The organism is Devosia sp. YR412, assembly GCF_900110945.1.
GTDB lineage: Bacteria > Pseudomonadota > Alphaproteobacteria > Rhizobiales > Devosiaceae > Devosia.
On the sequence record NZ_FOFL01000001.1, the window covers coordinates 444,697 to 459,781 of the forward strand.

Here is a 15,085-nt window from a genome sequence, read left to right on the forward strand (position 1 = left end):
GCGGATTGCGCAATCGACCCAAATACTTTTGGAAAATCGACCCAAGCAAATTTGGCAGGTTGAATAATTTCAGGGGCTTATGAGACCCAAGAGCTTTTGGTCCTGACAACAACTCACCCAGCGCGAAAGCGCTGGCTAAGGCCCTGACGATGTTTGGGGTTTCCGGCGTAACACGGCCGGCGCGCGATCAGTCGTTGGTCTGCAGCGAGCGGGCCAGGGCGTCGGTGGCGGCTTGCAATCCGCCAACGGCTTCGCCATACCCGGTGGCGGCGACGGCTTCGAAAATGCGCTGGGATTCGCGATAGCGCTTGATGTGGTAATAGCTCCAGGCCCGCAGGGTCAGCAGGTCGTTGCGCTCGGGAGCATAGCGGGCCCGCGCATCCAAGGCGTCGAGCGCCCGGCGATAATCGCCGATATTGTAGGCGCTGATGGCTTTTTCCGACAGAATGGCAATTTCGAGTTCCACGGCCTGGCGATCACTGATCGGCGCGGCGGCTGCGGCAACGGCGGCATTATCGGCGAGGCCCAGGCGTACATAGGCCAGCGACAGGCCATAGGCGGCGTCGCTGCGGGTGCGTTCGGAGCCGGACTGCAATGCGCGGGTAAAGTGATCGACGGCCTGGGCGGGGCGGTTGAGCTGCATCAGGCACCAGGCATGGCCGAGGGCTGCGCCGGAGGAGAGGCTGCCGGCCGGCACGAAGCTGGTGCAGCTCCCTGAGGCGGAAGAGCCCTGGCCGCTGCTCTGAGTAGCCGGGGACGTGGTTTGGGCGGTCTGGGTGACCTGGACGGCTTGTACGACGGCGGGGGCGGCTGTCGGCTGCACCACCCGCTGCTGCGGCGCCGGCGGTACCGCCGAACCGCTGTCGCGCCCGAAGCTGGCAATGCGCGCCGAGCTGGGGCCCCATCGAGTGCGAATGCTTTCCACCGTCGCCGTGTCGCCCAGTGCATTGGAGGCCACCATCAACCCATAGGCGGCCGGTTCGAGATCGGGCTGCCAGCGCAGCGCCAGCGTGAACCATTCCACCGCGGTTTCCGGCTGCTGGAAGTCATAGGCATACCAGCCCAGCTCCTGCGCCGCCGTGGCCTGCCGGGCATCCATCACCGCCGCAACGATGCGACCGAGCACATTGCTGGTCAGCTCGACCCGTGGCTGCAGCGCCAGAAGGGCCGCCGAGGCATCGAGATAGAGCCCGGTGATCTCCTCGCTCTCGTCGGCGTAGTCGGCCAGCGCTTCCTCGGCGCCTTCCGGATCGCCCAAGTCGAGCAGCGCAGTGCCGAGGCCCTGCGCCGATGCGGCTGACGGATCGGCCTTCATCGCCGCTTCGAACCAGCGGCGGCCGGCTTCGTTGCGATCCTGCGCCAGTTCCGACCAGCCGAGCAGGCGCATGTCTTCGGCGTTGGCGCTGTCCTGAGCCATCTGCTCGAGCAGCGTAATATCCTCGGGAAGGGGCTTTTCGCCGCCCTCGGCCAGCGAGGCGGCCACGGCGCGGCGCGCCAGATCGAGGCGCAGGTCGGCGAATTCGCCCCGGCCATCGGTGGCAGGCCGTTCCAGCGCCAGCAGCGGCGCCAGATCGGCGCGGTCGAGCAGCTCTATGGCCTTTTGCAGCGTGGCATAGCGCTGCGCCACATCGCTGCAATTGTTGAGCACATAGCTATAGGCGTCGAGCGACCGCGGCACATTGTCGGTTCGGGCAAAGGCCTCGGCCAGCCGCCACAGATTGTCGATGCTCTCGCAGGTGAGGAGGGCCGGGAAGTTGGCGGCGACGGAAATCACCGTTTCATATTGCTTGGCATCGGACGCATTGCGTAGCCGCAGGCCGGCTTCGCCCAGCGCCAGGCTGTCGAGCAGGTCCTGGGAGGCCACGAAACTCGGATCAGCCGCCTGCTTGGTGGCCAGGGCCGCGCGGGCGCCGGCATAGTCACCGGCGCTGAACAGGTCCCAGATGCGGACGATATCGGCATCGGGCACATATTCGTCCGACAGCAGATTGGTCGGCGGCTCCCAGCCGGGATGCAGGCTCCGCAGCCGTTCCAGCTCGGCCTGCATGCGGGCGGTGTCGCCCTGGCGGGCGAAATAGCGCAGGGCGGTCTCGTCCACGGTGGTCGAAGCTGCGGGAGCGGTGGTCGTGGTTGGCGCAGCTACCGTCGGCGGCGTTTCGAGCGTCGTGGTGACGCCGGACGAAGGCTGAGCCGGTGCCGGCTGTTCTGGCGCTTGCGCGACAAGGGGGACAGCGATGTCTTCGGCACCGAGCCGCGATTGGCCGCTCTGCTGCTGCGCAAAGGCCGAATAGCCGATGATGATGCCCAGCGATGCCAGGATGAAATAGGCGACAATTCTCATGATGCGGCCCCCGCCATGCAGGTGGGCTGGCTGCGGCGCAGATAATCCAGCGTCAGCAATTGCAGTGTCGCGGCATAATAGCTGGTCGCCGAAAGGGTCTTGAGTTCTTCGGGCACAGCCGCGCCCGCCGCCACGCATTCCATGGCGGCGCGGATCAGCTGGTAGCCGGGCTCGGAGATCGGTTCGACCCGATTGCCGGTGAGCGGGTCGATCTTGTAGAGCCCCGACGCATCGGCATTTTGCCGGAATGGATCGAGCAGCACCGGGTTGATCCCGGCCCGCATCATATAGAGCGGGATGCGAATGCCATTATAACCGAATTCGACCGGGAAATCCGGCGCCGGCTTCACCACGCCATCGGCATCGAGCACCAGCCAGTCGGGCGGCAGGCCGGATTTGGTCAGGCGGGCACGCCGCACCAGCTCCACGCCGGTTTCCGACACCGCGGCCCAATCCACCGATGGATCGAGCTCGGCAAATATCGGCAGCACTTCGAACACCCAATAGGATGGATTGAGGATCGGGCCGACGCCATCTTCGCGTTCATTGAACCCGGCAGCGCCCGGCAGGATGGCTGGCATGCCATCGCTGTCGGCCAGCATGCTGCTGCCGATCGCCGTGGCAATGACCCGCGCCCGATCAGTAAAGCCGGCGTCGGACCAGGCATCGCCAGCCAGCGCCAGGCCATAGGCGATCAGCATGTCGCCATCGGTGGCATTATTGGTATCGGTGATCCTGGGCGTCGCCGCTGGATCCCAGCGCCAGCTGGCGAGCCCATCGTCGCGCACCAAAAGCTCGGTATTGGTAAAGCTCCAGATCCGCTCGAAAGTGGCACGGTCATCGGCCAGAACCGACAGCACCAGGCCATAGCCCTGGCTTTCGCTGTGGCTGATGCCATTGTTGGCGGTGTCGACGACGCGGCCGTCATCGGTCACGAAGCCGTCGAGATAGCTGGCCCATTCCGCCGGCTGGATGACGCTGGCAGCGCTGGCGCCGGTCATGCCGGTCATGCCGGTGGCCAGGGTGAAAATCAGGCTCATGGCTGCAACCTTCATTTCTGCCGTCCCACTCTGCCCAAAACCAGGGCCGTTGCCAGCATCAGCAGCAGGGCCGCTCCGCCCAGTGCCGCTGTGAAGAGCAGGATATTACCAGAAAACCAGTTGGCTGCCACGAGGCGCATATTCCAGATCGAAAAGGGTTGGGTCTGCCTGAGCACTGGCGCGACGGTTTCGACCGCCGTGACATCGGCGTCACTGGCGCTAAGGGCACTGGCCCGCCCGCCGATCTGCCGCCATTGCTCGGTGACCGCCAGCCGCTGCATGCCCTCCAGCAGGCTGGTCTCGTCATTGGCGGTGAGAACGGTCCAGAGCCCGCCTTCCGGCTGCATGGTCTGCGTCAGCACGACGCCTTGGGGCGCCAGAGGGTAGGGCGCGTCGCGCTGCGGCAGGACGCGCAGGTCCGCCACCGTCAGGCCAACGCGTCCGAGCAGCCAGTTGGCGGCGCCATTGAACGGATTGCTCGGATTGCCGCCGGCGCGGAACTGGTTCAGCACCGCCCCTTCGTCATTGCTGCCATTGGCCGCGGCGCCACGGGCGACGCCCGCACGCTCCAGCGTCGGCTGCGACATCTGCGGCAACGGCATTACCACGATCGCATTCGTATCCGGTCTGAGGCTGGCTTCGGCGGTAATCGTCACCGGCAGCACCTTGCCCGAAGAAGTCGCCGCCCGGGCCAGCAGCGTCATGGCTGCGGTGGCGACTGCGTCACCCTCGCCCAGCACCAGCGGCACCTGCTGGTCATCGGCATACGGCCAGGCCGAGCCGGTCAGCCCCTGCAGGTTGGGCAGGGAAGCAGCGCGGGCATAGTCGGGCATGCGGAACTGCGTGCTGGAGGAGAAGACGAAGCGCGTCGGCGCCTCGCCGGTCCAGCCGGGGCTGCACACCTCGTCCGATTGCGCATTCAGATTGACCACGACTTCCAGCTCGTTGCGGCCGGCGCGCAGATTGGTCATCGGGAAACGGATGATGGTGTCGCGCAACAAGCCGCCATCGGTCCGCAACAGCGGCGTTGCCGAAGCGATCTGGCCATTGGCAAAGATGTCGATTTCGCTGCCCGGCTGCACATCGGCCGAATAGGCGGCGTCGAGCACCAGTTCGGCCTCGCCATAGAGATTGGCATAGAAATCGGGCGGCAGCTCGAACTGGAACAGCGTCGTATAGCGGCGGCCATTGAACTCGGTGGTGGGCACGCCGAGATCGGCCAGCGACAGGGTCTGTCCACCAAATAGGGTCGGGACCGGATAGGGCAGGTCAATGCGCGGGCGGTCTTCCGACACCGGCGCCGCCGTCAGGATGGCAGGGGTGGCCTCGGCGACAGCGGCCCAGGTCGGGCCGGAGACCAGAAGCGTATTGGCACCCGTCGGCAGGGGCACCAGCGCGGCGATCGAGGCCGAACCCGCCTGCGCGGTATATTGCGCCAGCTCCGCGGGCAATTGATCGACCGGACCAAGCACCACATCGAGCACGCCCGGCATCGCCGCCTCGGACAGTTCGGTCGCCCGCTCGACATTCAGGTTCGGCACCCGCAGCGCCAGGGCCAGTTTTTGCGCCAGATCGACCGCCACCCTGGTGGCTTCGGGCTGGGCGAGGTCTGGGGTGATCAGCCTTATGGTGGTCTTGCCCGAGGCATCGACGCCAACGGCAGCCAGGTCGGCGAGCTGGCGCACCTGGCCGAGGTTCTGACCCTCAAAGCTCAGCAACGCCGCGCTGCTGTCCAGTTCGGTCCACAGTTCATAGGTCGAGCCAACCGTGCAATCGGTACGGTGGCGCTGGCTGGCGGAAAATTCCACCCGATTGGCACCGGCCCGCAGCAGTCCGCTCGGCACGTCGATGACAATCGCCGACGGGGCCGAAGACGAAGAAATATTGGTGCGGCGCAGTGGCGTACCATTGATGGTGACATCAAGGTGGGACACTTCGGGCGCCACCACCACTGCATTGAGATAGGACAATTGCAGTCGGGCCGGCGCATCGGCCTGCGCCTGGGTCAGGTAGACCACCATGGCCTCGCGGCTTTCCTCGCCTGCCAGCCGGACGGTGCTGCTGGGCAGCAGAAAATGTTCCGACCGCGTCGGCAGCACCGGCTGCGGCACCATGGGCGTGCTTGCGGGGGCGCTGGCTGGCGGTGGTGCCTGGCGAAGGTCGCTTTCCGGCGTCATGTCAAAGGGCGCCGGCTGGGCCACAACCGGCAGCACGACCGTCGAGAGCAGCGCGGCAACAAGCAGGCGGGTGCGCATCATGGCTCGCCCCTCCGGCCCGCGGCGAAGCGCAGGAAATAGCCCAGCCCGCGGCCGGTCTGGTAAACCGCTATGCCGAGGAACTGGATGGTGCCACGGATGATGCCGATATTGACCTGGCGCGAGCGCTGGCGCTGCTGCCAGTTTGCGGAGTTGGCATAGAGCAGGTCGGCCATCAGGCGGTAGTCGGTGCCAGTTTCCGGCATGTAGCGGCAGCCGAGCACCACGCCCTTGCCTTCGCTGGTGGCGGAGCGGACGAAGAGCGACAGCTCATTGGCGCCGATATCCGACAGCGGCGTAAAGCGCACAACGGTCGGCGCACCACGTCCCAGGCCCGCTGCGCCGCCCGGCAACTGGATGGCCAGCCCGCCGCTCGACACATTGGTCATGGTGCCCTTGACCCAATTGCCGTCGGCACCGCGCACTTCGCAGCGCCGTTCGATATTGACGCGGCGGCTGGAGCGCACTTCGCGCCGCTCCGACACCACGCCCAGCGCACAACCGGCAAGGATCAGGTTGAAGATATTCCAGCCGCCCACCACCATGGTGATTTCGGCCTGATAGGGCTCGGCGGCAACCTTGTAGACGGTCATCGCTACGGCCAGCAGCAGCAGCAGGAAGATCAGGTAAAACGGCCGCGACAGTTCGGACAGGCGCGACCTGTCGACGCTTTCGTCCTTGGCCGTCACATTGAAGGTCGGTTTGTTCGGATTGCGCACCACCGAGAGCAGCGCGCCCAGCAGATGCACCGACTGGATATATTCGTAGAGCTCGGAAATCCACGGCCAGCGCCAGCGCCCGAACAGCGAGTTCTGCATGACGAGGTTCACCAGCACATAGGTCAGCGTATAGGCGGCGAATTCACCGCCCGATGCCGTAAAGATCTGCAGGTCGAAGAACAGGTAGCAGAAGGGCGCAAACAGAAAGATCATGCGCGGCAGCGGAAACAGCCAGAACAGCGTTGATGACATGTAGCTCAGCCGCTGGCCGATCTTGAGCCCGCTCTTGAACAGCGGAAAGCTGAAGATCAGGATCTGCATCATGCCCTGCGCCCAGCGGGTGCGCTGGCCGATGAAGCTGGCAAAGGTCGCCGGCTGCAGGCCCGCCACCAGCGGCCGGTCGACATAGATGCTGTTCCAGCCCTTGGCATGCAGCTCGATCGCGGTTTCGCAATCCTCGGTGATCGAGCGACCGGCAAAACCGCTGTTGGCCAGCAGCGCCTCGCGCCGCAGCAATGCCGCCGAGCCACAGAAGAAGGCCGCATTCCAGCGGTCGAGACCGCGCTGGATGATGCCGTAGAACATCTCGTTTTCCGACGGCATGGTCTCGAAGGTGCGCAGGTTGCGCTCGAGCGGATCGGGATTGAGGAAGAAATGCGGCGTCTGCACCAGGAAGAGCCGGCTGTCGCGGGCAAAATAGGGCACGGTTTCTTGCAGGAAATCGCGCGCCGGGGCGTGATCGGCGTCGAACACGGCGATGAATTCGCCGGTGGAATTGGCCAGTCCATTGTTGAGATTGCCGGCCTTGGCGCGCTCATTCTGTGCTCGGGTCAGGTAGCGGCAGCCCAGTTCGTTGCACAGGCCCTGCAATTGTTCGTAGCGATCCTGCGCCGCCGCAGCCTTGTCAGGATCGACATCATTGCGCTTGGCTTCGGTTCCGCCATCGTCGAGCAGCCAGACCGTGAAGCGATCGGCCGGATAATCCATCGCCTTGGCAGCGGCAAGCGTGCCGGCCAGCAGCTCGAAATCCTCGTTGTAGCTCGGGATGAAAACGTCGACGAAGGGCACCGGATCGTCTGGACGCAGCCGGATGCTCGGGCGCAGTGGCAGCGGCCGGATCACCACGAACAGGCTGAGGAACAGCATCATGATGCAGTACATTTCGGCCAGATAGAGGATCAGGCCGGGGATAAAGTCGGCCCAATCGCTGACCGGCGGCAAGGTGCTGGTGGTGCGCCAGAAGGCGTAGCGCAAAACGATGATGGTGCCGAAGGTCAGCAGCAGCAGGCGCCAATTGCCATCCAGCTTGAGCGTCTTGATCACCCCCATGGCGACGATCAGCATGACCGCGGTGACCAGATGCACCTCAAGGCTCACCGGCAGGGTGATGATGATGAACATCACGATCGAAACTAAAAACCAGATCGCGATAGTGAGGGCACGGTTCATGGCTATTGTGCCCCTGAGGATGGTCTCGGAACGACAACCGAACCGGATGAGGATGATGCTGGTGGACGCGGCACGGTGACGCTCGAGGTGCCGCGCGTCACCCCTGTGGGTGATGGTACGATCGGCGCGCCCGGAGCAGGCGTGATGGCCACAGGCACCACCGTAGCGGCAGCAGGGCGGGTGGTTGTGGTAGAGCGTGTCACGGGCGCCGGAATGTCGATGACATTGGCAAAGCCCTCGGCGCCGATCGGGCGGATCTGCACGGCGGTGCGGCCGATCGCGGACGGGGCCGGGCGGGGCGCATGCACGCTGCTGTTGAGCCGCAGGCGATACATCACTTCCAGCAATGCCTGCTCGGAGGCGCCGCGCTGGCACAGCTGTAGCCGGACGTTGATGGTGCCACGGTCCACCATACCGGACGGCGTCAGCGTCGGCTCGATGCGCTGCCAGGCATAAATGCAGGTATCGCCATTGGGCGGCCGGCCGATCGCATAGCCAAAGGGGCCATAGTCGTTCTGCACATAATAGGGCGAGACCGCCATGCCGCTATTCGGCCATGCGGTCAGCGCCTCTTCGGTCAGGTTGATCGCGGTGAAGGGAATATCGCGCAGCGCGGCATCGCTGCCGTCGCCGCCCTTGCCCTCGAATGCAATGATGGAAATCTTGTTCTCGCCGACCGAGCGCGCTTGGGTGGCGAGTGAGATGTCCTGCTTGATCGCATTTGGGAAGGTGGTCGACACCACATTGACGATGCCGGGACCGCCGGGCGGTGGAATGATCATCGCATCGACCGGCGCCACGATACGCGCCTCTTGTGGCGGCAGGTCGCGGGTGGATGCACAGGCGCAGAGCAAAACTGCCAGCAAGGGGCCTACCAGGGTGAGCCGGGCGCCCGTCTTCATGACAAAGCGGCAACCCTGCAGATGTCGTGGCGTGTGCATGCGAGTGCGGACCTTTTTGTCGTCTTCGTCACGCCAACGGCCTTCTGCCTGCTGACCAACCGTTTCGCAACGAACCTATAAAGAACAGGGTTAACCCCCAGTTAAATCTAGGAATCATAATGGTTTGGCGTGGCCTACGGATAAATACGTAGAAGTTGGAAGGCGCCATCGGGCGCGTTCTTCGCGCTCTGGCGACCATTCATTTGAGGCGAAACAAGACTAGATCAGCGCGATGTCGCCGCCGTGAAAACCGCCAGTTGAGCATCGAAGGCCCGCTGGTAGGCGGGACGGTCCTGCGCTCGCGCAAGATAGGCGCAGAGGGTCGGATAAGCGCCAAGAATACCCGATGAACCCAGCCTGAGCAACACATGCACCATCATCAGGTCGCCGGCGCTGAAGCCGCCATCGAGCCATTCGGCATCGCCCAGATGCGCGGCAAGTTCGTCCAGCCGCGCGCGGATGCGATCATCGATCAGCAGCAGTCGCTGCGGCGTCCACGGTTGGTCCGCCTCCAACAGCTTAGCCGAAGCCCGCTCGAGGATCGGCGGTTCCACCGTACTGACTGCCGCAAACATCCAGCTGATGGCGCGCGCCTGCGCGGCTGGCTCATCCGGCAACAGCCCAGCATGCTGTTTGGCGATATGCAGAATGATCGAGCCGGTTTCAAACAGGGTGAGCGCACCCTCCTGATAGGTCGGAATCTGGCCGAAGGGATTCAGCGCCCGATGCGGCGGCGCCTTCATCTCGGCAAAAGACACCAGCCGGACCTGATAGGGCCGCCCCACTTCCTCCAGCGCCCATCGCACCCGCATGTCCCGCGCCAGACCCTGGCCGCGATCGGGCGAACTCTGGAAGGCAGTTATGATGGGCAGCATGGCTAGGCTCCGAGCGGGAACATGCCGCCACTGTCCTCCCGCTCCTTGGCGCAGGCAAGTTGTTGTGGCGATCAATTTTTGCCCGCGCAGGCGGCTGCTGCACAGCCCCTTACCGGATTGTAATGTTGCCGTTAGGAGCGATCTGCTATTCTTGATTGAAATTATCCTGTTCGTTCATCGGTTTAATTGAGGTCTGGGTTGATCCGGCAGCTGCTCATTTGCGTCATTCTCCTTGTTGCGGCAGGGTTTGCCTGGTTGTTTTACGTGCCGGGCGCACCCGAAGTGCTGGCCCGCGCCGGCATCGCCGTGCCGTTTGGACCCGCCTCAGCGGAGGCTGATGCTGCGCCGCGCGGACAGCGTCCGGGTGGCGGTGGCGGGCCCGGCGGTGGCCGTGGTTTTGCCGCTCGGGTTAACAATGTCGTGACCACTGGCGTCACCTTTTCCACCATCAACGACACCCTGACCGCCATCGGCGAAGGCACGCCGGATCGCTCGGTGACGGTCTCTGCCGCCACTGGTGGAGAACTGGCCGAAGTGCTGGTCCGTCCCGGCCAGGTGGTTGCAGCCGGCGACGTGATCGCCCGTCTCGACGCCGCAGCGCAGCAGATCGCCGTCGATAGCGCTGCCCTTGCCATCGCCGATGCCCGCGCCACGCTGGCCCGCACCCAAGGCCTGGCCAGCACCAATGTGGTCGCCGGCACCGCCCTCTCGGCTGCCCAGCTCGCCGCCGATACCGCCGAGCTTGAACTGCGCAATGCCCAGATGGAGCTCGATCGCCGCACCATAACCAGCCCGATTGGTGGCTCTGTGGGTCTGCTCCGGGTCACCCCCGGCAATTACGTCGCCGCACAAAGCCCTGTCACCACCGTGGACGATACCTCGACCATCCTGATCGATTTCTGGGTCCCCGAACGCTACACTGGTCAGATCGAGCCGGGCATGTCGGTCAATGTCGCGGCCGTCGCCCTGCCGGGCCAGGTCTTTACCGGCGATATTTCCGCCGTCGATAACCGCCTCGATCCCGCCAGCCGAACCCTCCAGGTGCAGGCGCAAATCCCCAATCCCGACGGCGTGCTGCGCTCGGGCATGAGCTTCACCGTTTCGGTCAGCTTTGCAGGCGAGCGCTATCCGGCCGTCAATCCGCTGGCCATCCTGTGGTCGGCCCAAGGCTCCTATGTCTGGCAATATGTCGATGGCAAAGCCAAACGCGTGCCGGCCGAAATCATCCAGCGCAATAGCGATGGCGTGCTGGTCCGTGCCGACCTCAAGGAAGGCGATGCGATCATCACCGAAGGCATCCTGCAGCTGAGCGATGGCGCCGACGTCGCCCTGCTCGAAGGGCCGGACGGTAGCGCCGCCGCCACGGCAGCAGCGCAGAACTAGGGGGCTCCGCCATGTCGATCGCCAAGAAGAACGAACAGGGCGGCTCCATCGCGACGCTCTTTGTGCGCCGCCCGGTCATGGCCGTGGTCATCAACGCCATGATCATGGTGGCAGGGCTCGCCGCGCTTCTGGGCATCGAAGTGCGCGAACTGCCGCGTGTCGAAAGCCCGGTGGTCTCCATCTCCACCAGCTTCCCCGGCGCTGCCGCCGAAACGGTCGATCGCGAAGTCACCGCCATTGTCGAAGGCGCCATCGCCCGCGTCCAGGGCGTCACGGCGATCTCCTCCAGCTCTTCGGTCGGCAATAGCCGCGTCACGCTGGAATTTTCCGAAAGCACCAATCTCGATATCGCCACCTCCGACGTGCGCGACGCGCTGAGCCGCATCGACCGCTCGCTGCCCGACGATGTCGAAACGCCCACCATTTCCAAGGCCGACAGCGACGCCCAGGCCGTCATGCAGCTCGCCGTCACCTCCGACAGCATGAGCACCGCTGACCTCAGCGCTCTCGTGGAAGACGTCGTCGCCGAGCGCCTCGGCGCCGTGCCCGGCGTCGCCGAAGTGCAGGTCTATGGCACGCGCGATACCGCCTTCGAGATCGACGTCGATCCGATCAAGCTCGCCAGCCACGGTCTGACCGTCGCCGATATCCGCACGGCTCTGACCACACTGGCCCTCGATACCCCGGCCGGCTCGATCAACGGCCCCAACCAGAATATCTCCGTCCGCGCCGTCTCCGAAGTGACCAGCCCGGCGGATTTTGAATCCATCATCATCAACGGCCGCACCCGCCTCTCCGATGTGGCGACCGTGGTCTTTGATGCCGCCGCCGGCACCTCCTCGATCCGCGCCGATGGCAAGCCGGGCATCGGCCTTGGCCTCGTCCGCCAGGCCCAGTCCAACACCGTCGCCATTTCGGAAGCCGTTCATGCGGCCGTCGATAGCCTCAACCAGACGCTGCCTGCCGGCGTCACCCTCTCCATCTCCAGCGACGAAGCCGTCTTCATCGAGGGCGCGCTGCACGAGGTTGAAATCGCGCTGCTCGTCGCGCTCGTCGTGGTCATCGGCATCATCTACCTGTTCCTCCTCGACTGGCGCGCCATCATCGTGCCGGCCATTTCCATGCCGATCGCGCTGCTCGGCGCCGTCGCCGGCATGTATCTCGCGGGCTTTTCGCTCAACATCCTGACGCTGCTGGCCCTGGTGCTCGCCACCGGTCTCGTCGTCGATGACGCCATCGTGGTTCTCGAGAACATCATGCGCCGCAAGGCCATGGGCGCCGGCCCGCGCGCCGCCGCCGTGCTCGGCACCCAGGAAGTGTTCTTCGCCGTCGTCGCCACCACGCTGACGCTCGTGGCCGTCTTCGTGCCGCTATCCTTCCTCGATGGCCAGACCGGCCGCCTGTTCCGCGAATTCGGTTTCACCCTCGCCATCGCCGTGATGATCTCGGCCGTCGTCGCCCTGACGCTCGGGCCGATGGTCGCCTCGCGCCTGCTCAAGGCCGATACCAAGCACCATAGCGGTGGCCCCTTCGCCGGCCTCGGCCGGGCGCTGGCCGGCTTCTACCGCGTGACGCTCTCGCTGGCCCTGCGTAACCCGATGATCGTCATCCTGGTGGCCGTGCTGTTTGCTGGGTCGTCCTATTACGCCTTCTCCAGCCTGCGCCAGGAGATCACCCCTTCCGAGGATCGCTCGCAGATATCCCTGCGCATCCAGGCCCCCAATACGGTCAGCCTCGACTTCGTCCGCACAAGACTGACCCAGGTCGAATCCATGCTGAAGCCCTTTGTCGACAGCGGCGAGATCAAGTCGATCTTCGTGCTCTCCGGCTGGGGCAATGGCGGCTCGATGACGCTGACTCTGGCCCCCTGGGGCGAGCGCGAGCGCAGCCAGCAGGAAATCGCCGCCGAAATCTCCACCCTGATGACCCAGGTGCCCGGCGTGCGCGCCTCGGTCGGCCAGGGCAATAGCCTTGGCATCCGCGGCGGTGGTTCGGGCCTGCAGTTCGCCGTCACCGGCTCCAACTATGCCCAGCTGGCCGAAACCGCGACTGCGATTTCTAAAGCTCTGGAAGACGACGGCCGCTTCGGCCGCGTCTCGGTCAATTACGACACGACGCAACCGCAGCTCACCCTCACCGTCGACCGCGCCCGCGCCGATGCCATGGGGATCGACATCAACGGCCTCGCCACCACCATGCAGGCCATGATCGACGGCAGCGATGTCGGCAGCGTCTTCATCAATGACACCAGCTATAGCGTGCGCATGCTGTCGACCAGCAATCCGGTCAATGATCCGCGCGACCTCGAAACGCTGTTCGTGCGCACCGGCGAAGGCCGCTATGTACCGCTCTCGACCATTGCCACGCTGACCGAAGCGCCGGTGCCGCCCTCGCTGCGCCGCGAGGAACAGCGCCGCTCCGTGCCGGTGACCGCTGATCTCGAAAACGGTCTGGCGCTGGGCGACGCCTATAGCGAGCTGCTGACCATCGCCGCGCCGCTCTTGACCGATGGCACCACCATCCTGCCGCTGTCGGAAGCCAAGACCATCGGCGAGGCCAACAATGCTTTGCTGGTCACCTTCGGCTTTGCGCTGGTCATCATCCTGCTGGTGCTTGCCGCGCAGTTCGAAAGCTTCTGGAGCGCCATCATCGTCATGGCCACCGTGCCCTTCGCCATTGCAGCGGGGCTCTATGCCATCCTGCTCAGCGGCGGCAGCATGAACATTTTCACCCAGATCGGCCTGGTGCTGGTGCTCGGCATCATGGCCAAGAACGGCATTCTGATCGTCGAATTCGCCAACCAGCTGCGCGATCAGGGCCGCTCGGTGCGCGAGGCGGTGGAAGAAGCCGCCAATATCCGCCTCAGGCCGGTGATGATGACCATCCTCGCCACCATCCTCGGCGGCGTGCCGCTGGTGCTGGCCTCGGGCGCCGGTGCCGAAGCCCGCGCCGCGCTCGGCTGGGTCATCGTCGGCGGCCTCGGCATTGCGGCTGTCGCCACGCTTTACCTCACCCCGGTCGCCTATCTGCTGCTCGCCCGCTTCAGCAAGCCCAAAGTCGAGGAAGAGGCCCGGCTGCAGCGTGAACTCGACGCCATGGATACACCGGCCGAGCCGGCGGAGTAATGCAACCGCTTCCGCCAATCAGACTTGGCTGAGCCCATCCACCAGCGCATCGAACACCGCCCGGCACCGGGCGTTGGCGCGCAGGTCTTCGTGCATCACCACCCAGATGTCGAGGTCGATATCGATCTCCTCCGCGAGCACGCGCACCAGGTCCGGCTCCCGCGCCGCTATCCCGACCTGGCAGATACCGATGCCGAAGCCAGCGCGGATCGCCGCCAGCTGGACCAGGTTGCTGTCCGTCCGCAGCGCAAAGGCCGAACGGTCAAAGCCGGCATTGTCCCCGATCATGGCGCGCATGGCCGGCGTTGTCGTATCGAAGCCGATGACATCGAACTCGGCCAATTGCGCGAGGCTGCTCGGCACGCCGCACCGCTCAAGATAGGCCCGGCTAGCATGAAACCCCAGCTTGGCCGAGGGCAGGCGCTTGGCGATCAGCGCCTCCTGTCGTGGATCGGTGTTGCGCACTGCAATATCGGCATCGCGCCGCAACAGGTCGGCTACCGCATTGCTCGCCACCAGCTCGACCGCCAGTTGCGGATGCTGGCGCCGCAGCCGCGCCAGGATCGACGGCAGGTGTTCGACGCTGATGATCTCGCTGGCGCTGACCCGTACCGTGCCGCGGATTTCGCCAGCCGGCCCGCTCGCCTTGCGCAGGAAGGACGTCGCCGTCGCCCCCAGCACCTCGGCCAGCGGCAACAGCTCCAGCGCCTGTTCGGTCGCCGTCAGCCCGCGCTGCGAGCGCACGAAAAGTTCGACGCCCAGCGAGTCTTCCAGCACCGCTAGATGCCGCGCAATCGTCGGCTGCGACAGGCCGAGCCGTCGCGACGCACCCGATAGCGAGCCCTCCTGACAGATGGCAAGAAACGTGCGGACCAGATTCCAGTCGAGTTCCGAGTTCATAATAAATGTTCTAGCGACCCCACGAATTTCCACAATATCGTTAGAGCGCCGCCATGG

Annotated in this window: 9 protein-coding genes; 2 read left to right on the forward strand and 7 right to left on the reverse strand. The window is 64.9% G+C overall.

All coding sequences use genetic code 11. The features are described from left to right. Window positions 1-187: 187 nt before the first annotated feature. The 6 genes from BM045_RS02190 to BM045_RS02215 form a co-directional block, all read right to left on the reverse strand. Window positions 188-2,341, reverse strand: a complete 2,154-nt coding sequence (locus tag BM045_RS02190) for a hypothetical protein (RefSeq protein WP_092179354.1) — start codon at window positions 2,339-2,341, stop codon at window positions 188-190. Continuing rightward, entirely contained in the window at window positions 2,338-3,396 is a 1,059-nt protein-coding gene (locus tag BM045_RS02195) for a family 8 glycosyl hydrolase (protein WP_092179355.1), read from the reverse strand. The genes BM045_RS02190 and BM045_RS02195 overlap by 4 nt, the downstream gene beginning before the upstream one ends. Then, on the reverse strand, window positions 3,393-5,639 hold the full coding sequence (locus tag BM045_RS02200) for a cellulose biosynthesis cyclic di-GMP-binding regulatory protein BcsB (protein WP_092179356.1): 2,247 nt from the start codon (window positions 5,637-5,639) through the stop codon (window positions 3,393-3,395). Before BM045_RS02200 ends, BM045_RS02195 begins: the two co-directional genes overlap by 4 nt. Continuing rightward, complete coding sequence (bcsA, locus tag BM045_RS02205; RefSeq protein WP_092179357.1) at window positions 5,636-7,804, reverse strand: UDP-forming cellulose synthase catalytic subunit; 2,169 nt, start codon at window positions 7,802-7,804, stop codon at window positions 5,636-5,638. Before bcsA ends, BM045_RS02200 begins: the two co-directional genes overlap by 4 nt. Before the next feature lie 2 nt (window positions 7,805-7,806). Then, complete coding sequence (bcsN, locus tag BM045_RS02210; protein ID WP_170848335.1) at window positions 7,807-8,706, reverse strand: cellulose biosynthesis protein BcsN; 900 nt, start codon at window positions 8,704-8,706, stop codon at window positions 7,807-7,809. A 263-nt stretch (window positions 8,707-8,969) separates the two neighbouring features. Then, on the reverse strand, window positions 8,970-9,620 hold the full coding sequence (locus BM045_RS02215; protein WP_092179359.1) for a glutathione S-transferase family protein: 651 nt from the start codon (window positions 9,618-9,620) through the stop codon (window positions 8,970-8,972). A 198-nt stretch (window positions 9,621-9,818) separates the two neighbouring features. Here BM045_RS02215 and BM045_RS02220 point away from each other — a divergent pair, with 198 nt between their 5' ends. Then, window positions 9,819-11,003: an efflux RND transporter periplasmic adaptor subunit gene (locus BM045_RS02220; RefSeq protein ID WP_170848336.1), complete on the forward strand. Its 1,185-nt coding sequence runs from the start codon at window positions 9,819-9,821 to the stop codon at window positions 11,001-11,003. Between the two features lie 11 nt (window positions 11,004-11,014). After that, window positions 11,015-14,128 carry an efflux RND transporter permease subunit gene (locus tag BM045_RS02225; RefSeq protein WP_092179361.1) on the forward strand — a complete coding sequence of 1,038 codons (3,114 nt, stop codon included), beginning with the start codon at window positions 11,015-11,017 and terminating at the stop codon, window positions 14,126-14,128. Between the two features lie 18 nt (window positions 14,129-14,146). On the opposite strand, the gene BM045_RS02230 is transcribed toward BM045_RS02225, so the two are convergent. Next, window positions 14,147-15,028: a LysR family transcriptional regulator gene (locus BM045_RS02230; protein ID WP_092179362.1), complete on the reverse strand. Its 882-nt coding sequence runs from the start codon at window positions 15,026-15,028 to the stop codon at window positions 14,147-14,149. Window positions 15,029-15,085 lie beyond the last annotated feature (57 nt).